The sequence below is a fragment of the Klebsiella sp. P1954 genome (assembly GCF_018199955.1).
GTDB classification, from domain to species: Bacteria; Pseudomonadota; Gammaproteobacteria; order Enterobacterales; family Enterobacteriaceae; genus Klebsiella; species Klebsiella pneumoniae.
Genome location: NZ_CP073373.1, coordinates 198450 through 219170 on the forward strand (window position 1 = coordinate 198450; position 20721 = coordinate 219170).

At 62.1% G+C, this 20721-nt stretch carries 17 protein-coding genes; 6 read left to right on the plus strand and 11 right to left on the minus strand.

Annotated elements, in window-relative coordinates; translation table 11 throughout:
* The first annotated feature begins 79 nt into the window (after positions 1 to 79).
* Entirely contained in the window at positions 80 to 1990 is a 1911-nt protein-coding gene (mrdA, locus tag KB890_RS01010) for a penicillin-binding protein 2 (RefSeq protein WP_004180024.1), read from the plus strand.
* 112 nt (positions 1991 to 2102) lie between these two features.
* On the plus strand, positions 2103 to 2840 hold the full coding sequence (locus KB890_RS01015; protein WP_004180022.1) for a glutamine amidotransferase: 738 nt from the start codon (positions 2103 to 2105) through the stop codon (positions 2838 to 2840).
* Here KB890_RS01015 and pqqF read toward each other — a convergent pair.
* The 7 genes from pqqF to KB890_RS01050 all read right to left on the minus strand — a co-directional run bounded on the left by pqqF (position 2837) and on the right by KB890_RS01050 (position 9489).
* A complete protein-coding gene (pqqF, locus tag KB890_RS01020; RefSeq protein ID WP_004180020.1) occupies positions 2837 to 5122 on the minus strand; it encodes a pyrroloquinoline quinone biosynthesis protein PqqF in 2286 nt (761 codons plus the stop codon). The two genes, KB890_RS01015 and pqqF, sit on opposite strands and share 4 nt — an antisense overlap.
* The gene (gene pqqE / locus KB890_RS01025) at positions 5122 to 6264 is read right to left on the minus strand and encodes a pyrroloquinoline quinone biosynthesis protein PqqE (RefSeq protein ID WP_004180018.1); all 1143 of its coding nucleotides are present in this window, start codon (positions 6262 to 6264) and stop codon (positions 5122 to 5124) included. Before pqqE ends, pqqF begins: the two co-directional genes overlap by 1 nt.
* Entirely contained in the window at positions 6251 to 6529 is a 279-nt protein-coding gene (pqqD, locus tag KB890_RS01030) for a pyrroloquinoline quinone biosynthesis peptide chaperone PqqD (RefSeq protein WP_004143686.1), read from the minus strand. The genes pqqE and pqqD overlap by 14 nt, the downstream gene beginning before the upstream one ends.
* Positions 6530 to 6531: 2 nt before the next feature.
* On the minus strand, positions 6532 to 7287 hold the full coding sequence (pqqC, locus tag KB890_RS01035) for a pyrroloquinoline-quinone synthase PqqC (protein WP_004143685.1): 756 nt from the start codon (positions 7285 to 7287) through the stop codon (positions 6532 to 6534).
* Positions 7281 to 8207 carry a pyrroloquinoline quinone biosynthesis protein PqqB gene (gene pqqB / locus KB890_RS01040; RefSeq protein ID WP_004148467.1) on the minus strand — a complete coding sequence of 309 codons (927 nt, stop codon included), beginning with the start codon at positions 8205 to 8207 and terminating at the stop codon, positions 7281 to 7283. Before pqqB ends, pqqC begins: the two co-directional genes overlap by 7 nt.
* Positions 8208 to 8261: 54 nt before the next feature.
* Positions 8262 to 8333, minus strand: coding sequence for a pyrroloquinoline quinone precursor peptide PqqA (gene pqqA / locus KB890_RS01045; RefSeq protein WP_002905689.1), 72 nt, complete (start codon positions 8331 to 8333; stop codon positions 8262 to 8264).
* 136 nt (positions 8334 to 8469) lie between these two features.
* Positions 8470 to 9489 (minus strand): dipeptidase, encoded by a 1020-nt coding sequence (locus tag KB890_RS01050; protein WP_004180016.1) that lies wholly within the window; start codon positions 9487 to 9489, stop codon positions 8470 to 8472.
* Between the two features lie 243 nt (positions 9490 to 9732).
* On the opposite strand from KB890_RS01050, the gene KB890_RS01055 reads away from it, so the two are divergent.
* The 4 genes from KB890_RS01055 to KB890_RS01070 all read left to right on the plus strand — a co-directional run bounded on the left by KB890_RS01055 (position 9733) and on the right by KB890_RS01070 (position 14185).
* The gene (locus KB890_RS01055) at positions 9733 to 10725 is read left to right on the plus strand and encodes an alpha/beta fold hydrolase (RefSeq protein ID WP_004180015.1); all 993 of its coding nucleotides are present in this window, start codon (positions 9733 to 9735) and stop codon (positions 10723 to 10725) included.
* A gap of 86 nt (positions 10726 to 10811) precedes the next feature.
* The gene (locus tag KB890_RS01060; protein WP_004180014.1) at positions 10812 to 11552 is read left to right on the plus strand and encodes a response regulator; all 741 of its coding nucleotides are present in this window, start codon (positions 10812 to 10814) and stop codon (positions 11550 to 11552) included.
* Positions 11549 to 12892, plus strand: a complete 1344-nt coding sequence (locus tag KB890_RS01065) for an ATP-binding protein (RefSeq protein WP_004180013.1) — start codon at positions 11549 to 11551, stop codon at positions 12890 to 12892. Before KB890_RS01060 ends, KB890_RS01065 begins: the two co-directional genes overlap by 4 nt.
* A 102-nt stretch (positions 12893 to 12994) precedes the next feature.
* Positions 12995 to 14185, plus strand: coding sequence for a cytochrome c biogenesis protein/redoxin (locus KB890_RS01070; RefSeq protein WP_004180012.1), 1191 nt, complete (start codon positions 12995 to 12997; stop codon positions 14183 to 14185).
* A gap of 1318 nt (positions 14186 to 15503) precedes the next feature.
* On the opposite strand, the gene KB890_RS01075 is transcribed toward KB890_RS01070, so the two are convergent.
* The 4 genes from KB890_RS01075 to KB890_RS01090 all read right to left on the minus strand — a co-directional run bounded on the left by KB890_RS01075 (position 15504) and on the right by KB890_RS01090 (position 20709).
* Positions 15504 to 16397, minus strand: coding sequence for a LysR substrate-binding domain-containing protein (locus KB890_RS01075; protein ID WP_020323908.1), 894 nt, complete (start codon positions 16395 to 16397; stop codon positions 15504 to 15506).
* Positions 16398 to 16590: 193 nt separating this feature from the next.
* On the minus strand, positions 16591 to 18072 hold the full coding sequence (locus tag KB890_RS01080; protein ID WP_004217942.1) for a pyridoxal phosphate-dependent decarboxylase family protein: 1482 nt from the start codon (positions 18070 to 18072) through the stop codon (positions 16591 to 16593).
* A 9-nt stretch (positions 18073 to 18081) separates the two neighbouring features.
* A complete protein-coding gene (locus tag KB890_RS01085; protein ID WP_002905540.1) occupies positions 18082 to 19467 on the minus strand; it encodes a diaminobutyrate--2-oxoglutarate transaminase in 1386 nt (461 codons plus the stop codon).
* Between the two features lie 306 nt (positions 19468 to 19773).
* On the minus strand, positions 19774 to 20709 hold the full coding sequence (locus KB890_RS01090) for an ABC transporter substrate-binding protein (RefSeq protein ID WP_004180008.1): 936 nt from the start codon (positions 20707 to 20709) through the stop codon (positions 19774 to 19776).
* Between the last annotated feature and the right edge of the window lie 12 nt (positions 20710 to 20721).

A 20721-nucleotide genomic window follows, 5' to 3' on the forward strand; every position in this document is an offset into this window, starting at 1 on the left:
GGGCTGACGCTGCGATAAGGCTATGCTTCCCGGCCGTTACGCCGTTGGCTTTTCCAGTGATTCAGGTGATGTACCGCTAATGCCCCTTTTGAGAGACGAAATTCGCGACCACTCCGCGGAAGAGATGCTGTTTATCCGCCGGGCCGCAATTGCTTTTCTGCTGGTGGTGGTCTGCTTTGGCGTGCTGATCGTTAACCTCTACCATCTGCAGGTGGAGCAGCACGATTTTTACCAGACCCGGTCAAACCAGAACGACATCAAAATGCTGCCCATTGCCCCCAGCCGCGGGCTGATATTCGATCGCAACGGCATTCCGCTGGTGCAGAATATCACCCTGTATCGCCTGCAGGTGATCCCGAGCAAAATTCCCGATATGGCCGCGCTGTTGCAGCAGCTGACGCCTATCGTCGACCTGACGCCGGACGACATCGCCAGCTTTCGCGACGATATGCACCACACCAGCCGCTACAAAGCGGTCACCCTCAAGTCAGACCTCAGCGATGTGGAGGTGGCCCGCTTCGCGGTCAACGAATTCCGTTTCCCCGGCGTGACGGTGGAGAGCTACCAACAACGGGAATACCCCTACGGCGCAGAGCTGGCGCACGTGGTGGGCTATGTGTCGAAAATCAACGACAGCGATCTGCAGCGGCTGGCGAAAAACGGCGAAGAGGAGAACTACGCCGCCGACCGCAATATCGGTAAGCAGGGCATCGAGGGCTATTATGAAAAAGCGCTCCACGGCACCACCGGCTATCAGGAAGTGGAGGTGGATAACCACGGCCGGGTGGTGCGTCTACTGAAAGAGGTGCCGCCGGTGGCCGGAAAAAACCTCTATCTGACTCTCGACCTTCATCTCCAGCAGTATATTGAGTCGGTGCTGAAGGGACAGCGGGCGGCGGTGGTGGTGGTCGACCCGCGGGATGGCGGCGTGCTGGCGATGGTCTCCAGCCCCAGCTACGATCCTAATCCGTTCGTCAAAGGTATCGGCTATCAGGCCTATAAATCGCTGCTGGAGAATCCGGACCGGCCGCTGATCAACCGCGTCACCCAGGGGCTATATCCTCCGGCTTCGACGGTCAAACCCTATATGGCGCTGTCGGCGCTCTCCGCTGGGGTCATCACCCCGAACACCACCTTCTTCGGGGCGCCGACGTGGACGCTGCCGGGCACGCAACGCCGCTACCGCGACTGGCTGAAAACCGGCCACGGCATGCTCAACGTGACTAAAGCCATCGAAGAGTCAGCGGACACCTTTTTCTATCAGGTCGCCTTCGAGATGGGCATTGACCGGATCCATGAATGGCTGAGCAAGTTCGGCTACGGCCAGTCCACCGGCATCGACCTTAATGAGGAGTACGCCGGGGTGCTGCCCAGCCGGGAGTGGAAACAGCGGGTGCATAAAAAGCCCTGGTATCAGGGGGACACCATCTCGGTCGGCATCGGCCAGGGGTACTGGATCGCCACCCCGATCCAGATGGTGAAGGCGCTTACCACTCTGCTGAATAATGGTAAAGTACAGGATCCGCATCTGCTCTATTCGATGAAGCAGGGCAACCATGTGGAACGTTATCAGCAGCCGGCGAACCTGCCGCAGGTGGGTGACCCGAAATCCGCGTACTGGGGCATTGTGCGCAACGGCATGTATGGGATGGCGAATCAGCCCAACGGCACCGGCTATAAGCTGTTTCATACTGCGCCGTATCAGATCGCGGCGAAGTCCGGGACCTCGCAGGTCTTTAGCCTGAAGCAAAACCAGACCTATAACGCCAAAATGATCCCGGTGCGTCTGCGCGACCATATCTTCTACACCCTGTTTGCCCCTTATCAGCATCCGAAGGTGGCGATGGCGCTGATTCTGGAGAACGGCGGCGGGGATGGGGTGGTGGCCGGACCGACGGCGCGCGCCATCCTGGACCATATTTTTGTCCCGCAGCAGGCGTCTTCGGCGGCAGCCGATGTGCCGCAGCGTGACAGCGCCGATGCCCAGTAAGCGACAGGACTTATTCCGCAGGCGCATCGTTCATAGATATTGGTTATTTGTCCCATCGTCTTCCCGGCGGCATAGTGTTTTACGGGAACATGACCCGGAGCGAGGAGGAAAGGTGACACGTAACCGATTACTGCTGGTCCAGACCGGCACGCCGCCGACGGCCATTCGCCAGGCGCATGGCGATCTGCCGCGCTGGTTTCGCACGCTGCTGGCCCCGTGGCAGACGCAGCTCACCACGGTGCGGGTGTTTGAAGATGAACCGCTGCCGACGCCGGATAACCAGACCATAGCGGTGCTGACCGGCTCGTGGGCGATGGTAACCGATCGTCTGGCGTGGAGCGAACGGACCGCCGACTGGATCCGGCAGGCGGTGGCTATCGACATGCCGCTGTTCGGCGTTTGTTATGGTCATCAGCTGATGGCCCATGCCCTGGGGGGCGAGGTGGCGTATCATCCTGGCGGGCGGGAAAGCGGCAGCCAAACCATTACGCTGTCGCCATGGGGTATCGATGATCCGCTGCTGAGCGGCCTGCCGGCTACATTTCCTGCGCATCTGAGCCATTTGCAAACCGTGACTCGTCTGCCGGAAGGGGCCACGGTGCTGGCCGCGTCCGCCCACGATCCCCACCAGATTGTGCGCTATGGGCCGCACGCGGTCTCTACGCAATTTCACCCGGAATTTACCGCGCCGATAGCCCGTTCGCTGATCCGCCACCGGGAGGCGGTGCTGCAGGCGGAAGGTATTGACGCGCAGCGGTTACACGACGAGGTGCAGGAGAGCCCGCAGGGCGCGGCGATCCTTACGCGCTTCGTCAGCGCCTTTCTGACCCCGGATGCCCCCGGCCATTAATCCCCTGTCGTGAACAGCACCTGCCAGCGGCGACGCCGGCGGGTCATTTCGCGTGCCAGATCGGCCACCTCTGCAACGCGCAGCGCGTCGACCGCCTGCGGCGTTAGCTCTGGTAAACCATACTCCTGACGCAGGGCGGACAGCGCCCGCGCCTCTGGCGGCCTGCTGGCGCGGATCTGAGCGGCCAGGCGCTGCTGTAGCGGTCTGAAGGTCGCCTCATCCATGGGGGCCAGCTGGCGCAGAAAGTCTTTACCACAGCGCAGCAATTCCCCGGCGCGGCGATCCGGGGACTGGAGCGCCATCAGCAGCCCGTCGCGATCGGCGACCCGCTGATAGCGGCAGCTCACCACATAGCCAATCTGCTGCTCCACCCGCAGGCGCTGGAAAAATAGCGGCTCACAATGCTGCGCCAGCAGCCGCAGGGCCGCCAGCGAGGCGCCATCCGGCAGCGGAATGAAGACCAGCAGCGCCGTATCGCCTCCCGGATAAACCAGACGTTCGACGCCGCGGCGGCAGGGCGCCGGAGCGGGCATCGGCGGATTAACCGGGGCGGTAATCAGGCTCAGCTGACGCGCTACCCACTGCGCATCTTCTGCGCTGCCGCCGGCCAGGGCCGCCAGCCAACCTTTCTGATGCCCGGATGTACCCAGCCGTTCGGGGAGTTGAGCCATGAGATAACGGATAGCGATACTTTCCGGCGGTGGGGTCAGCGAGGCGACCGGGAGTGCGAGCTGCCGCAGGATGGCCTGCAGGATCGCCTCCGGCCGTCGGCCGGGCTCCGGCAGCTGGAGGGTCAACTGCCAGCTGCCGTCGAACAGATGCCACTCGCCGTGTCCCCCGGCATGGCGCAGGGCGGCAAGCTGTGGGCGCAGCTGTTCCCCACGCGCCAGTCCTTCGGCCTGATCGGGCGAGCAGTAGAAGGGCGGTCGCAGCAGGAGCCTCGGCGGCTCTCCCGGTGACGGGAGGTGGAGCAGCGGCGCGGCTTTCTCCGGGCATTTGGCAACGAGATCGCCAGCGGCCTGCGGATAAAAAGCGAACGCCAGCGCCGGGTCAGACTCAGGGCGGCGGCGCCAGCGGCTAAGCGGCAGGCTAAAGCCCTGGGTGGCAACAGACTCCCCTGGGGAAACGGTCTGACAGGCCAGGCTGACCGACGGGGCGGCCTGCAGGGCGGCGCAAAAATCGGCGAACCCGGCGGGCGGCGCGCCGGGGGCAAAGCCGAATGCCCGCTGGCGCAGCTGACCGAGAGGCGACAGCGCCTGAAAGCGGCGGCGGGATAGCTGATAGTAGTGTAGCTGCTGCTCAGGCGTCGTTTGCTGTAGCGCCTGCAGCCAGTGGGTTATCTGCCGGTCGACCTCTTCCGGCCGGTCGCTGGCGAAGACCAGCGCCAGCCAGCCGAGGTGCCGATCCTGATACAGCCAGTTCAGCGCCACATCCCCGGCCAGCCGGCGCTGGCGCAGGCCGGCCATCAGGCTGCCGGGGGCTTCATCCAGCAAAAACTCGCGCAGTAACGTGACGTTGTCACTTAAAGCGATCAGCGGGCAGCGCCACAGCGCGGGCTGGCTGGAGACCGCCAGCTGCAGTGCAGTGAACTCGCCCAGGCGCAGCGGCGGCGCCGGCGGCGGAGGCTCGCCTGCGGCAAGCCCGGCGGCGAAACGGGCCGCCAGCTCGCCGAGCGCCTCCAGCGACTGCGGCCCCTGCAGCCAGAGCTGCATTCGCCGGGCGACGTAATGGGTGCGGTGAAAATCGCCTAAGGCGGCCTGCAGCGCAGCGAGATCGCCCGCCAGCGCGTCGGCGCTGCCTACCTGAAAGCGGCGAAACGCCGCGGGCGCGCTGGCGGCGTGGCGCACCGCGGCTTCCCGGCGCGATGGCTCATGCTGCTGGATCAGGCGGTACTCGGCGTCAATCACCGCCACTTCGCGCTGAATATCTTCCCTGAGCAGCAGCGGGGCCTGCAGCATCTCCTGTAGACGCGCGACGCCATCAGCCAGAGCATCGGCGGCAACCTCGAAAAAGAACGCGCTATGGCGAGCCAGGGTGGTGGCATTCACGCTTCCGCCCTGGCGCTGCACCCAGCCCATCAGTCGGTCATCATCCTGGTAGCGCTCTCCGCCGTAAAACAGCAGATGTTCCAGCAGGTGCGCCAGCCCAGGGAAGCGCGACGGTTCGTGGTGGCTGCCGCCGGCGACCCGCGCCAGGGCAGCCGCGCGATCCGCCTGCGGCTGATGGACCAGGGTGGCCTGCAGGCCGCCCGGCAAAGTGACGGTGCGGGTCGCCAGCGTCATTACAGGTCCCGGGTTTGGTAGATCAGCTGCGAGCGGGTACGGTTGCGGAACTGCAGCTGGCTGACTTTTATGTCGCTGCAGGCCGCTTCGCGCCGGGCCTCGAGGATTTTGTGATGATGCGGGGATTTGCTGCACACCGGGTCGGCGTTATCGGCGCTGCCGGTCAGCATAAAGGCCTGGCAGCGGCAGCCGCCGAAGTCCTTCTCTTTTTCATCACAGGAGCGGCACGGCTCCGGCATCCAGTCATACCCGCGGTAGCGATTGAAGCCGAATGAGTCATACCAGATCGATTCCAGACTCTGCTCCAGCACCGACGGAAACGCCACCGGCAGCTGGCGCGCGCTGTGGCAAGGCAGGGCGGTGCCTTCCGGGGTGACGCTGAGGAAAATCGATCCCCAGCCGCCCATGCAGCCTTTCGGCCGCTCTTCGTAATAGTCCGGGGTGACGAACAGCAGGTTGGTGAGGTTGCCGCTGGCGGCCATTTTCTGCCGGTAGTCAGCGACCACCTGCTCGGCGCGGGCGATCTGTTCCCGGGTCGGCAGCAGCCCTTCGCGATTAAGAAACGCCCACCCGTAGAACTGGCAGGTGGCCAGCTCAACGTCATCGGCTTCCAGCTCAATGCACAGCTCGATAATTTTTTCGAGCTGGTCGATGTTGTGCCGGTGGAGAACGAAGTTGAGCACCATCGGGTAGTCGCGCGCTTTCACGGCTTTGGCCATGGCCAGCTTCTGCTGGAAGGCTTTTCTGTTGCCGGCCAGCGCGGCGTTGAGCACTTCATCGCTGGCCTGGAAGCTAATCTGGATATGGTCCAGCCCGGCCTCGCTGAAGGCGTCCAGTTTGCTCTCCGTCAGCCCTATCCCGGAGGTGATCAGGTTGGTATAGAACCCGAGGTCGCGCGCGGCGCGGATCAGCTCCGGCAGATCTTTACGGGTCAGCGGCTCGCCGCCGGAAAAGCCCAGCTGAACGCTGCCCATCGCCCGCGCCTGGCGAAAGACCTCGATCCATTGTTCGGTGGTCAGCTCCTTATCCTGCCGGGCGAAGTCCAGCGGATTGGAACAGTAGGGACACTGCAGCGGGCAGCGGTAGGTCAGCTCCGCCAGCAGCCACAGCGGCGGATTGACGGTGGGTTTACTCTGGCTCACGGCAGGTGATCCACTTCTGTTGACAGGCGATCTGCAGGAACTCGATGACGTCGTCATCGACGCCGCCGGCTTCCGGGAAACGTTCATTAAGCATGGCGATAATCGCCGCGACGTCGCGCCGGCCATCGACCAGCTCGAGGATCGCCGCGGCGGTCTCATTGAGTTTGGCCATACCCTCCGGATAGAGGATCACATGGCTCTCCTGGGCGGCTTCCCACTGCAGTCGGTAGCCGCGACGAAAGGCAACGATGGACGTTTTTTGCATGATTACACCAGTCGGGTCGTGTGCCAGGCCGCCTTGTCGGTGACCGTGTGATAGGGCGGGCGCTGCAGGGCATAGGCCATGGTCATGGCATCGAGCATCGACCACAGAATGTCGAGCTTAAACTGCAGGATCTCCAGCATCCGGTTCTGTTTTTCAGCGCTGTCACAGTAGGCCTTCGCCAGCGCCAGGCCATGCTCAACGTCGCGATTGGCCTGGCTCAGACGACTGCGGAAGTAAAAGTAGCCTTCCTCTTTGATCCATGGATAGTGCTGCGGCCAGCTGTCGAGGCGCGACTGATGGATCTGCGGGGCGAACAGCTCGGTCAGGGAGCTGCAGGCCGCCTCCTGCCAGCAGGCGCGACGAGCGAAATTGAGATAGGCATCCACTGCGAAGCGCACGCCGGGCAGCACGTGACGCTCGCTGAGCAGATCGTCGCGGCTCAAACCGACCGCTTCCCCCAGCCGCAGCCAGGCTTCAATCCCGCCGTCCTCGCCGTGGCTGCCGTCGTGGTCGAGGATCCGCTGCACCCATTTGCGCCGGGTCTGCGCATCCGGGCAGTTGGCCATAATTGCCGCGTCTTTCAGCGGAATAGTGGTCTGGTAATAAAACCGGTTCGCCACCCAACCCTGAATTTGCTCGCGGGTCGCGTCGCCGTTATGCATGGCGATGTGGTAAGGGTGGTGAATATGGTAGAAGGCGCCTTTAGCCCGCAGAGCCTCTTCAAAGGCCTGCGGCGACAGCGTGTCAGTGATCAACATGCGGTATCCTGAAGGGTGATTGCCATCCCGTCCCAGCTCACTTCGATCCCCTGTTGCGTTAGCGCCTGGCGCTGGGGAGACTGCTCGTTAAGGATCGGGTTGGTGTTATTAATATGAATGAGAATTTTGCGTTTTGCCGGCAGAGAGGCCAGCAGGGCCATCATCCCGTGCTCATCGCCGAGCGCCAGGTGGCCCATATCGCGCCCGGTATTGCGCCCGACGCCGGCGGCCTGCAGCTCGTCATCCTGCCAGACGGTGCCATCGATCAGCAGACAGTCCGCTTTTTGCAGCCACGGCAGAAGGGTTTCATCCGGCTCACCCAGCCCCGGGGCATAGAACAGCGTCTGCCCGTTGCGGCGGTTTTCGATAAACAGCGCCACGTTATGACCCGGCAGCGGCCGGTCGCGATACGGCGAATAGGGCGGCGCGTTGCTGGCGATAGGCACCGCGGTAAACTGCAAATCAGGACAGGCGTCAACGGTAAAAGGCTGCTGCGGAGCGATGGGATGATGCACCAGGCCGCCGTTCCAGTGCCGCAGCATGGTAAACACCGGGAAGCCGGTGGAGAGATCCTCATGAACCTCCGGGGTGCACCAGACCTGATGTGGGCAGCCTTCCCGCAGGCTCAGCAACCCGGTGGTGTGGTCGATCTGACTGTCGGTGAGAATAATGCCGCCGATATGCGTTCCGCGCAGTACGCCGGCTTTATTTAACTCGGGGGTATGGGCAATCTGCTGGCTGATATCCGGCGAGGCGTTGCACAGCACCCACTCTTTACCGTTGTCGCTGACGATAATTGACGACTGGGTGCGGGGGGCAGCCTGAATGGTGCCATCGCGCAGACCCTGACAGTTGGCGCAGTTGCAGTTCCATTGCGGGAAACCGCCGCCGGCGGCGGAACCGAGGACTTTAATGAACATGAAGACGGACCGGGTAATGAATGAAGGTGCCCGCGCGAACGGCGGGCGGGGCGATTAACGGTTAGAAATGTACAGCGTCACTTCCAGACCGAGACGTAAATCGATAAAAGCAGGTTTCTTCCACATGTTTTGTTCCTCTTAAAAATGACTACAGGCCTCACGGATAATGGTGGATCTGTGACGGCTGCCGCATATTGCGCTTCACCGGGAGAGAGATCAACCCGGAATCTGTAAGGAATTAACTTTATGTTTACAATATAACCTATTGTTGCCAAACATTTTTTAATACCCGTAGCCAGTTACGCCACAGCAGCTTATCCAGCACCAATTGATCATAGCCGCTAGCGCGCAACGTATTGATAAGCCGCGGTAAGCCGGCCACATCGCCCAGCTCGTCCGGCAGGGTGATGCCGTCAAAATCCGAGCCAAGGGCCACATGATCCTCACCCATTATGTTAATAAGATAGTCGATATGCCGGACAATGGTGGTTAAGGGCGTGTCGCTATCGCGCCGGCCGTCGGCGCGCAGGAAAGCATTGCCGAAATTGACGCCCACCACGCCGCCGCTGTCGCGGATCGCCCGCAGTTGCTGGTCGGTCAGATTGCGCGGCTGCGGGCACAGGGCGTGGGCATTGGAGTGGGTGGCCACCAGCGGTGACGTCGAGTGATGGGCGGTATCCCAGAACGCTTTTTCATTCATATGAGACACGTCCATCTGCATCTTCAAGGCATTGGCCTGCTTAATCAGATCGATACCTGCCGCTGTCAGTCCAGGCCCAGTGTCCGGGCTACCGGGAAACGAACCGTTAACGCCGCTGCCGAAGCGGTTCGCAATATTCCAGAACGGACCAATGCTGCGGACCCCGGCGGCATAAAAGACCTGCAGGTCGCGGCCCTCGCCATCAAAACCTCCGGCACCCTCAATATGCGCCACCATCGCCAGTACCTTATCCTCGCGGCAGCGTTCGATATCCGACGCGCTCAGACACAATCTCAAGCGTCCAGCGGAGTGGGCGATAAGTTGCTTCAGGATGGCCAGTTGCTGCCAGAGGATATTGATCGGATCCCATCGTTGGCTGGCGTATTGCGGCGTCATACGGGCAATATATTCCTGCGGTGGCACGAATAGCGCGAATAGCCCGCCGGCAAATCCGCCTTGCAGCATGCGCGGATAGTCGAGATGGCCGTTCTCTATCCCGGCAAAGAAGGCGCTCACCGGATCCGCGCGATGGTGAAGCCAGAGATTCAGCAGCAGGTCATTGTGACCATCAAAAATCGCCATAGCGGGTTCCTGCGTTCTTAAGTGGTGAAAAATGCCTGCCACGGTAACGGATTTATCTCCCGGGGCAAGCATAAATTCACATGCCCGCAACAATTGCCAACCTCGACTTTGTATCACACTGTATCTGGCGGCGCAGCGCTGACATTAAGAGATAAAAATGGCCCCGGTCGGGCACATGGCGGATACAAATTTCCGCTTTACTGGTCACGTACTCTCTTGATGACGATAAAAGGTGAGAAAACGATGAACAGATTATCCCTGATCCGCTATACCAGCGCCGTGGCGCTGGGGTTATCCACCCTGTGGTCCGCCGCCGTTTGCGCCGCTGAAGACGCGGGGGCGTTCGACAAGATCCAGCAGATCCGCGCCGGCGACCTGAATATTGGCTACGTGGATATCGGTCCGCGCGACGGCCAGCCGGTGATCCTGCTGCACGGCTGGCCCTACGATATTCAGAGCTATGCCCAGGTGGCGCCGGCTCTAGCGCAGAAGGGTTACCGGGTGATCGTGCCGTATCTTCGCGGCTACGGCACGACCCGTTTCCTCTCCGCCAGCACGCCGCGTAACGGTCAGCCGTCGGCGATGGCGGCCGATATTGTCCATCTGATGGACGCCCTTAACATCAGGCAGGCGGATCTGGCCGGTTTTGACTGGGGCGCGCGCACGGCGGATATCGTCGCCGCGCTGTGGCCGCAGCGGGTGAAATCCCTGGTCTCGGTGAGCGGGTATCTGATCAGCAGTCAGCAGATTGGCGAAAAACCGCTGCCGCCGCAGGCTGAGCTGTCGTGGTGGTATCAATTCTATTTTGCCACCCCGCGTGGGGAGGCCGGTTACCGGCAAAACACCCACGACTTTGCGAAATTTATCTGGCATCAGGCGTCGCCGCAGTGGCAATTCAGCGACGCGACCTTTGCCAAAACCGCCCGGGCTCTGGATAACCCGGACCATGTGGCGATCACCATCAGCAACTACCGCTGGCGCCTGGGGCTGGAGAAAGGGGAAGCGAAGTATGCCGGCTATGAACAACGGCTGGCGGCGCTACCGCCGATAACCGTGCCCACCATCACCCTGGAAGGGGCGAATAACGGCGCGCCGCATCCGGCTCCCGCCAGCTACCGTGCCAAATTTACCGGTAAATATGAGCACCGGGATCTGCCGGGAGCGGTGGGCCATAACCCGCCGCAGGAGGATCCGACGGCGTTTGTGCAGGCGGTGGTGGACGCCGATCGTTTGTAACCCGCGCCTTGCCGGCGGCGCGACGTTGCGCTTCCGGCAACACGGCTTATGCTTGTGAAGAGTTTATTTTGCCCCAGGAGCAGCCTTTGGAGCGTATTGACCACATCCTGGTCGTCGACGACGACCGCGACATCCGGGAACTGATTGTCGACTATCTGGAAAAATCGGGATATCGCGCCAGCGGCGCGGCGAACGGCAAAGCCATGTGGTCGGTACTCAAAAACCATCAAATTGACCTGATTGTGCTGGATATTATGATGCCGGGAGAGGATGGCTTAACGCTCTGTCGCCAGCTGCGCGCTAACCCGCAGCAGGATATCCCGGTGCTGATGCTCACCGCCCGCACCGATGACAGCGACCGGATCCTCGGCCTGGAAATGGGGGCTGACGATTATCTGATTAAGCCCTTTGTGGCTCGCGAACTGCTGGCGCGCATCAAAGCCATTTTACGCCGCACCCGGGCGCTGCCGCCGAACCTGCAGATCACCGAGGCGGGCAGGCTGATCGCCTTTGGCGACTGGCTGCTCGACACTGCCGCTCGCCATTTGCTGGACGACAGCGGCGCCATCGTCGCCCTCAGCGGGGCGGAGTATCGGCTGCTGCGGGTGTTTCTCGACCACCCACAGCGGGTGCTGAACCGCGATCAGCTACTCAATCTGACCCAGGGACGCGACGCGGAACTGTTTGAGCGGTCAATTGACCTGCTGGTGAGCCGACTGCGCCAGCGGCTACGGGAGGATGCTCGCGAGCCGGCCTACATTAAAACGGTGCGCAGCGAAGGCTATGTGCTGTCGGTACCGGTCTCCATTCGCGAGAGGCATGAATGAGGTTCTGGCCCGCCTCGCTGCAGTCGAGGCTGATGGCGCTGCTGTTTCTGGCGCTGCTGCTGGCGAATACCTTAACCCTGTCGCTGCTGTTTTATGAGCGTATGAGCAGCGCTCGCAGCGTGATGCTGGGCAATCTGGCTTCCGATGTCGCCACCAGCGTGGCGATCCTTGACCGCCTGCCGGCCGCTGAGCGCCCACAATGGCTGCCGAAGCTGGCGCGCGGCAATTATCGCTATCTGCTGGACGCCGGGGAGCGCGGCGATTACCCGGACAGCTGGCGCGCCCGGGACGCGGCCCGCTCCCTGCAGGAGGCGCTGAGCGCGCAGTATCCGGTAAGTATTGTGGCGATCCCCGGCCCGCGGCAGCATATTCAGGCCCATATTACCCTTCACGACGGCGCGCCGTTGACCCTCGACCTGTGGCCGAAACTACCGGCCATCGCCCGCTGGCTGCCGGTGGTGCTGATCGCTCAGTTTGTCCTCCTGCTGGCCTGCGCCTGGTACGCGGTTCGCCAGGTATTGCTGCCCATCTCCCGCTTTACCCACGCGGTAAATGCCCTGGAGCCGGCCAGCGACACGGCGGGAACTATGGCCGAGCAGGGGCCGGAGGAGGTGCGTCGCGCCGCCCGCGCGTTTAACGCGATGCAGGCGCGCATCCACGATCATCTGCAGGAGCGAGCGCGGATCCTTGCCGCCATCTCCCACGATCTGCAAACCCCGATAACCCGAATGAAGCTGCGGGTGGAGATGGCCGACCAGCCGGAACTGCGCGATAAGCTACTGCAGGATCTCGACAATATGACCCGTCTGGTGCGGGAGGGCATCGCCTTCGCCCGCACCTCGCAGCCGCTGGAGGAGGCGCGACAGCGGCTGAATCTCGATGCGTTTCTCGACACCATCGTCTGCGATTATGCCGATGTCGGCCGGCCGGTCCAGTTTTGTCCCGAAGAGACCGCCGGGGTGGTGTGGATCCCGCCGCAGGCTCTGCGCCGGGTGATGACCAATCTTATCGATAACGCCTTGAAATTCGGTACGACGGCCACGGTAACCCTGACCCGTGACGCCGTGGGGGATATCACCCTTCATGTGCTGGATGAGGGGCCGGGGATCCCGGAGGCCTCGCTGCAGGAGGTGCTGCAGCCGTTTTATCGCCTGGAGGACTCGCGCAATCGCGATACCGGCGGCACCGGCCTGGGGCTGGCGATCGCCGCGCAGCTGGTCAGCCAGATGGACGGCGCGCTGCGCCTGGCCAACCGCCCGCAGGGCGGCCTGGACGCCAGCGTTCGCCTTGCCGCGGCGGGATTGTATCCTGATGTATCTTCGGGGAAAACGGATAACTAAGCCGACAATTCTCCCCCTTTCCCGACACATTCGCCTTACATGGCCTTGCTGTAATGTCGTGGCTGCCACTCTCGGCAGCGACGGCATAATGAGGAGAAGGCGATGTCGATATTAATTGCATTTTGGGGCGGGATGTTAACTCTGCTGAGCCCCTGTACGCTGCCGGTGATCCCGCTGCTGTTCGCCAGCGTCCGGGGCCGCCGGGGGCAGCTGGCGATCATGCTGGCAGGAATGGCGCTGATGTTCGGCGCTGTCTCCTGGCTGGTGACGGTCGCCAGCGGCTGGGTGGTGAATCTGACCCTCGCAGGCCGCGGTCTGGCGCTGGCGTTCTTCGCCCTGGTCGGGCTGAGTCTGCTTTCGCAACGCGTCGCGCAACGGCTGACCTCACCCCTGGTAGCGTTGGGGAATCAGCTTAACGATGCCAGTTCACGCCAGCGCGGCTGGATCGGTTCTCTGCTGGCCGGGCTGGCGGTGGGCCTGCTGTGGGCGCCGTGCGCCGGGCCGGTATTGGGGGCGATACTTAGCCTGGGCTTTGTGCATCCGGGGCAGGCGACTACCGGCGGCTTGCTGCTGGCCTACGGCAGCGGCGGGGCGCTGATGTTATTCCTGCTGGGGTGGTGCGGGGCGGCGTTGATCGCCAGATTGCGTCGCGGACAGGCGTTCGGCGAACGGCTGCGCCGGTTGGCAGGGGGGGCAATGCTGGCCTCGGTGGCGCTGATCGCCAGCGGCGGCGATCGCTATCTGCAGAGCGCTGGTGGACTGAGCCAGGCGCTGGAGCAGCGGCTGGCCGCCCGTCTGCCGCAGCCGGAGCAAAAGACCAGCCTCCAGCCGATCGCCGCGCCGCAGCCCAGCAGCGCGATGCCCTCTCTGGCGGGGGGCAGCGCATGGATCAACAGCCCGGCGTTAACTCCGGAGCGTCTGAAGGGCAACGTGGTGCTGGTGGATTTCTGGACCCGGGAGTGTATCAACTGTCAGCATACCCTGCCTTACGTGCGCGACTGGGCGAACAAATACCGCGCGGCGGGCCTGGTGGTGATTGGCGTTCATACCCCGGAATATCCCTGGGAGCGTTCGTTGCCCCTGCTGCGCCAGGCGGTGAAGGACTGGCGGATAACCTACCCGGTGGTGGCGGATAATGAGTACGCCATCTGGAACGCCTTCGGCAATCAGTACTGGCCGGCGCATTACATTTTCGACGCTCGCGGGCAGCTGCGCTATACCGCATTCGGCGAAGGGGATTATGCCCGCCAGGAGCAGGTGATCCAGCAGCTGCTGCAGGAGAGCAAAGCCTGACCCGCGGCGCAGGCGTCTGGCGGACGGATCTCTCCAGCCTTTATACCCGATGCCGGGCGGCGCTGCGCTTGCCCGGCCTACATCGTTACGGAACCGCGTGTAGGCCCGGTAAGGCGCAGCCGCCACCGGGCATTGAAGCGGGAGAGGCGCTGGATGTCCATTGCCGGTGACTGCCGGACGGATCCCTCCAGCCCTTATAGCTGATGCCGGGCGGCGCTGCGCTTGCCCGGCCTACATCGTTACGGAACCGCGTGTAGGCCCGGTAAGGCGCAGCCGCCACCGGGCATTGAAGCGGGAGAGGCGCTGGATGTCCATTGCCGGTGACTGCCGGACGGATCCCTCCAGCCCTTATAGCTGATGCCGGGCGGCGCTGCGCTTGCCCGGCCTACAGGAGCGCGCAGGGAGAGTGTAGGCCCGGTAAGGCGCAGCCGCCACCGGGCATTGAAGCGGGAACGGCGCTGGATGTCCATTGCCGGTGACTGCCGGACGGTTCCGTTCATCTCTTGTGCCTGTTGCCGGGCGGCGCTGCGCTTGCCCGGCCTACATCAGCGCGCAGGGAGAATGTAGGCCCGGTAAGGCGTAGCCGCCACCGGGCATTGAAGCGGGAGAGGCGCGGAATGCCTATTGTCGGTGACTGCCGGACGGATCCGTTCATCTCTTGTGCCCATTGCCGGGCGGCGCTGCGCTTGCCCGGCCTACAGGAGCGCGCAGGGAGAGTGTAGGCCCGGTAAGGCGCAGCCGCCACCGGGCATTGAAGCGGGAACGGCGCTGGATGTCCATTGCCGGTGACTGCCGGACGGTTCCGTTCATCTCTTGTGCCTGTTGCCGGGCGGCGCTGCGCTTGCCCGGCCTACATCAGCGCGCATATTGAAGCGGGAGAGGCGCGGAATGCCTATTGTCGGTGACTGCCGGACGGATCCGTTCATCTCTTGTGCCCATTGCCGGGCGGCGCTGCGCTTGCCCGGCCTACAGGAGCGCGCAGGGAGAGTGTAGGCCCGGTAAGGCGCAGCCGCCACCGGGCATTGAAGCGGGAACGGCGCTGGATGTCCATTGCCGGTGACTGCCGGACGGTTCCGTTCATCTCTTGTGCCTGTTGCCGGGCGGCGCTGCGCTTGCCCGGCCTACATGAGCGCGCAGGGAGAATGTAGGCCCGGTAAGGCGTAGCCGCCACCGGGCATTGAAGCGGGAACGGCGCTGGGCTGGGCTGCGCTTGCACGGGAGACAGAATGTGGAGGGGGGTAACAGATGCTGCCGAACGGTTCCCTCTCCCTTCAGGGAGAGGGTTAGGGTGAGGGTGAATGGAAATGGCGTGACAGTGTCACCTGTCGAGCCATCCCTGCAGGGCCTCGGTCATCAGTTCGCCGAGCAGCGCCACGGCGGCGGAATGGTGTTCCTCACGCGGGGTTTGTCGCAGGCTGACGGCCAGACTTCCTGGAGCTGGCAGGAGTCCTCCTGCGGGGCGCAGGTTGCCTGGCATGCCGATGCGGGTGCGTATCGTCAGGCCCAGCCCGGCCTGCACCGCCGCCCAAATGCCGCTCAGGCTGTGGCTGACGAACACCACCTGCCAGGGGATCCCCGCGGCATCGAGACAGGCAATGGCGCGGGAGCGCATCAGGCACGGGCTGTCGAACATCACCAGCGGCAGCGGCTCGCCGGAGACCAGCAGAGCGCGAATGTCCAGGTCAGGGTGCGCAATCCACGCCAGCGGGCAGAGGCCCAGCCCGGGACCCTGATCTTCGCTTTGCCACAGCAGCGCCAGATCCAGCGCCTCTTCCGCCAGCGCCTGGCGCAGCGGACCATTGCGATCCACCCTGGCGACTATCCGCACCTGCGGATGATGCCGTTTAAATTGCCCGAGGATCTCCGGCATCAGCGATTCGCCAAAATCTTCCTGCATACCAAGGTGGATCTCGCCGGTGAGCCGCTCACCCTGCAGCGCGCGCAGGGTTTCATCATTGAGCGCCAGCAGGCGTCTGGCGTAGCTCATCAGCTTTTCGCCTTCTGCCGTCAGCGCAAGATGTCGGCCTTGCTTAACCACCAGCGCCGCACCGCACTGGCTCTCCAGCTTTTTAAGCTGGGCGCTGACCGCGGAGGTGGAACGCGACAGGCGCAGCGCTGCCTGGGCGAAACTGCCGCACTCCATGCCGGTCACAAAGCTGCGCAGGGCGTCGAGATCCAGCCCTGGTAAGCGTTTCTCCATCATCATCCCCATTTTCAGGACGTTTATCCTGAACGTTGTTATTTTCGAGATAGTACTGTGGCATCGCGAGAGGCAGGGGTCAACGGGCCCTGCGAAGAGAGCATTAGCGGTGCGGAAAGAAATAAAAAAAGCCGATAAGGACATTATCGGCTTATTGCAGGCAAGGCTGACAGCGGGGCGGCAGGCGCCGCCTCGCTAAGGCAGGTTATTGCGCCAGCAGCTCCTGAGCGGTGCGCTCCACCAGGTTCAGCAGAACCTTCACGTCATCCAGCGTCACCACCGGGTTCAGCAGGGTCAGCTTCAGGCAGGTAACGCCGTTGTGCTCGGTTACGCCGACGTTAGCGCGGCCGGAGGCCAGCAGGGCGTCGCCGACGCGCTGGTTGAGCAGCGCGATAGCCGCCGCGTCGCTCCCGGCCATCTGCGCCGGACGGGAACGGAACAGCACGCTCGCCAGCTGCGGCTGCATCACCAGCTCCAGCGTCGGCTGCGACTTCACGTACTCCGCCACGTTTTTCGCCATCGTGACGCCGTGATCGATGATCGCCGCATACTGTTTCTGGCCCAGCGCTTCCAGACCCATCCACAGCTTCAGCGCATCGAAGCGACGGGTGGTCTGCAGCGACTTAGACACCAGGTTCGGTACGCCGTGTTCTTCATCGAACTCGGAGTTCAGATAGGCCGCCTGATAACGCATCAGCTCGTAATGGCGCGCGTCCTTCAGCAGGAATGCGCCGCAGCTGATGGTCTGGAAGAACTGCTTATGGAAGTCCAGGGTAACGGAATCCACCAGCTCCAGACCGTCAAGGTAGTCGCGATACTGCTCAGACAGCAGCAGGGCGCCGCCCCAGGCTGCGTCAACGTGCAGCCAGATCTGATGTTCCGCAGCGATACCGGCGATGTCGCGCAGCGGGTCGATAGCGCCCGCGTCGGTGGTGCCGGCGGTGGCGACGATCGCCATGATCTGCTCGCCGTTAGCCTGCGCTTGCGCAATCTTCGCCTGCAGGTCGGACACGTCCATCCGCGCGAATTCGTCGGTTTTCACCAGCGTTACCGAGCGGTAGCCGAGGCCCATCAGCGCCATGTTCTTCTGCACCGAGAAGTGGGCGTTTTCCGAGCACAAGACTTTGTACTTGCGGATATCCCCCGGCAGCCCATCCTGCTGGATGGAGTGGCCCTGACGGGCGAAGAAGGCGTCGCGCGCCAGCATCAGGCCCATCAGGTTGCTCTGGGTGCCGCCGCTGGTGAAGACGCCGGCGTCGCCCGCCGGAAAACCGACCCGGGCGCGCAGCCATTCGATCAGCTTCATCTCGATAATGGTTGCCGACGGGCTCTGATCCCAGGAGTCCATGCTCTGGTTGGTGGCGTTAATCAGCACTTCCGCCGCCTGGCTAATCACCAGGCTCGGGCAGTGCAGGTGCGCCACGCACTGCGGGTGATGCACCGACAGGCTGTCTTTCAGGAAGTACTCGATCGCACGATCAATCGCCGCCTGGTTACCCAAACCCTGTTCGTTAAATTCAAGGGAGATACGCTCACGCAGCTCGTCAACGCTTTTCCCCTGATACATCTCAGGTTGCTTCAGCCACTGCACAACGGCCTGGCTGGTCTGCTCGATAACCTGCTGATAGGCTTCAACGCTCTGCGCTGAACCAGCAAGAATCGGATTCAATGTGGACATGGCGGTCACTTACTCCACTCAGACCGGTTTTACGCCGGCGGCCAGCAGGGCCTGTTCAAATTTGTCGAGGAACACGTCCAGCTCCGCGTCGCTGATCAGCAGGGACGGCAGCAGGCGCAGCACGCAGCCGTGACGACCGCCACGCTCGAGGATCAGGCCCGCTTCGAAGCATTTCTTCTGCAGCAGGGCAGAGAGTTCGCCGTCAGCCGGGTAGCAGCCCATGTGATCCTGCGCTTCGTTCGGCTTGACGATTTCGATACCGATCATCAGACCGAGACCGCGAACGTGGCCAATCACCGGGTAGCGTTTCTGCAGCTCGGCTAGTTTACCTTTCAGCCACTCGCCCTGGGCGGCGACTTTGTCGGCGATCTTGTTGTCGCGCAGATGACGCAGGGTGGTCAGGCCGGTGGCCATCGCCAGCTGGTTACCGCGGAAGGTGCCGGTGTGGTGACCCGGTTCCCAGGCGTCGAACTGCTTTTTAATGCCCAGCACCGCCAGCGGCAGCCCGCCGCCAACCGCTTTCGACATCACGATGATGTCCGGCTGAATACCGGCGTGCTCGAAGGCGAAGAATTTACCGGTACGGGCAAAGCCGGCCTGCACTTCATCGACGATCAGCAGAATGCCGTGCTCTTCGGTCACTTTGCGGATGCGCTGCAGCCACTCGACCGGCGCCGGGTTCACACCGCCTTCGCCCTGAACGGCTTCAAGGATCACCGCCGCCGGTTTACGGACGCCGCTCTCCACGTCGTTGATCAGGTTTTCGAAGTAGTAGGTCAGGGCTTTCACGCCGGCTTCGCCGCCGATGCCCAGCGGGCAACGATACAGGTGCGGGTAAGGCATGAACTGGACTTCCGGCATCATGCCGTTAACCGCCGCTTTCGGCGACAGGTTGCCGGTGACGGACAGCGCGCCGTGGGTCATCCCGTGATAGCCGCCGGAGAAGCTGATCACCGCGGTACGACCGGTGTATTTTTTCGCCAGCTTCAGCGCGGCTTCCACGGCGTCAGCGCCGGACGGGCCGGTGAACTGCAGGCAATATTCTTTCCCTTCGCCCGGCAGGCAAGAGAGCAGGTATTCGGAGAAGCGATCTTTTAACGGGGTGGTAAGATCGAGAGTATGTAACGGCAAGCCGCTGGTAATGACACTTTGGATGCTCTGCAATACATCAGGGTGGTTATGGCCCAGAGCGAGAGTACCGGCGCCCGCGAGGCAGTCCAGGTACTGTTTGTTATCCGCATCCGTCAGCCACACGCCTTCGGCTTTAGTGATAGCCAGCGGCAGCTTACGCGGGTAACTCCTGACATTCGATTCGAATTCGGCCTGACGGGCCAAAAAGGTTTCGTTGTTTGCGTCTAATAAATCGGCACGTAAAGTATCAATACGGACTTTATCCGTCATCATATCACTCCCACAACCAGCATTGCGGTTGAACGCTGGTTGAATAATTGGTGTAAGAAATTGAATTGGCATTCATAAAGCGCGCACAATATATGGCTTTTTAAATCCGCATTCAACGTTTTATTGATTGCGCTATTTTGACGTTATTCTTACCAGGGGCAAAATTAACGTAACTTGCTGAATTATAATAGAACAACGCTCTGTCACTATAACCCTTTAAAGTGTAATTATTAGTGAGAAAGTCTCTATATTTTTATTGCCGCTACGTTAAAGCGCTGACGGAATGCCTTCCGTCAGCGATAGCAAGACTCAATGCAGTTCCACCGCATAATTTGTTAAAGGTGTAACTTTTTTCACCAACTTATTGTTATATAAAAACTGTTCGTAAGTCTCGTAGCGCGCTTTATCCAGCGCTGCCGGATCGGTGGCGAACAGGGGCACGGTTTGCAACCACGCCTGGTGGTTGAGTTCGGTCCTAAGCTCCGGGTGGGCGGCGGCGAACGCCTCCCAGCTCTTCTGCGGATGGGCGCGCAGATAGCCCACTCCCGCCTGCAGGGCGGTGAGGAATTTACGGATCTTCGCCTCATGAATTGCGTCGCGATGGGCGACAATCACCAGCTCGTCATAGGCCGGCACGCCGTAATCTTCGACGTTCATCACCACCGGCGTTTTGCCCTGCAGCTTCAGCTCCTGCGCTTCTATATTACGATAGCCGCCGATAACCGCGTCCACCTGGCCGGCCAGCAGGGCGCTGGTCAGCTGGAAATTGACGTTCACCAGTTTGATGCTGGCCGGATCGATCCCCGCATGTTGCGCCATGGTCGCCAGGGTGGCCTGCTCAATGCCGCTGACCGAGTAGCCCACCTTCTTGCCTTGCAGATCTGCCGGGGTTTTGATCTGCTTATCCAGGGCGATAACCGTATTCAGCGGCGAATTAATCAGAGTCCCTACACGCACCAGCGGTAACCCTTCGTCAGCAAAGAAGTGCACCTGCGGCTGGTAGGTGATGGCCAGATCCGCTTGACGGGCGGCCACCATGCGCGGAGGCAGCGCGGGATCGGAAGGGGGGACTATCCTGACGTCCAGCCCCTGGGCCTTAAAGGCGCCGATCTGCTCGGCCACCATAATCGGCGCATGGTCGGGATTAATGTACCAGTCCAGCACCAGCGTCAGCGGTTCATTGGCCAGCGCGTGGCCGCTGAACAGGGCGGTCAAGGTTGCCCCGGCGAATAGCGACTTTTTCATCTGTTTTCCTTT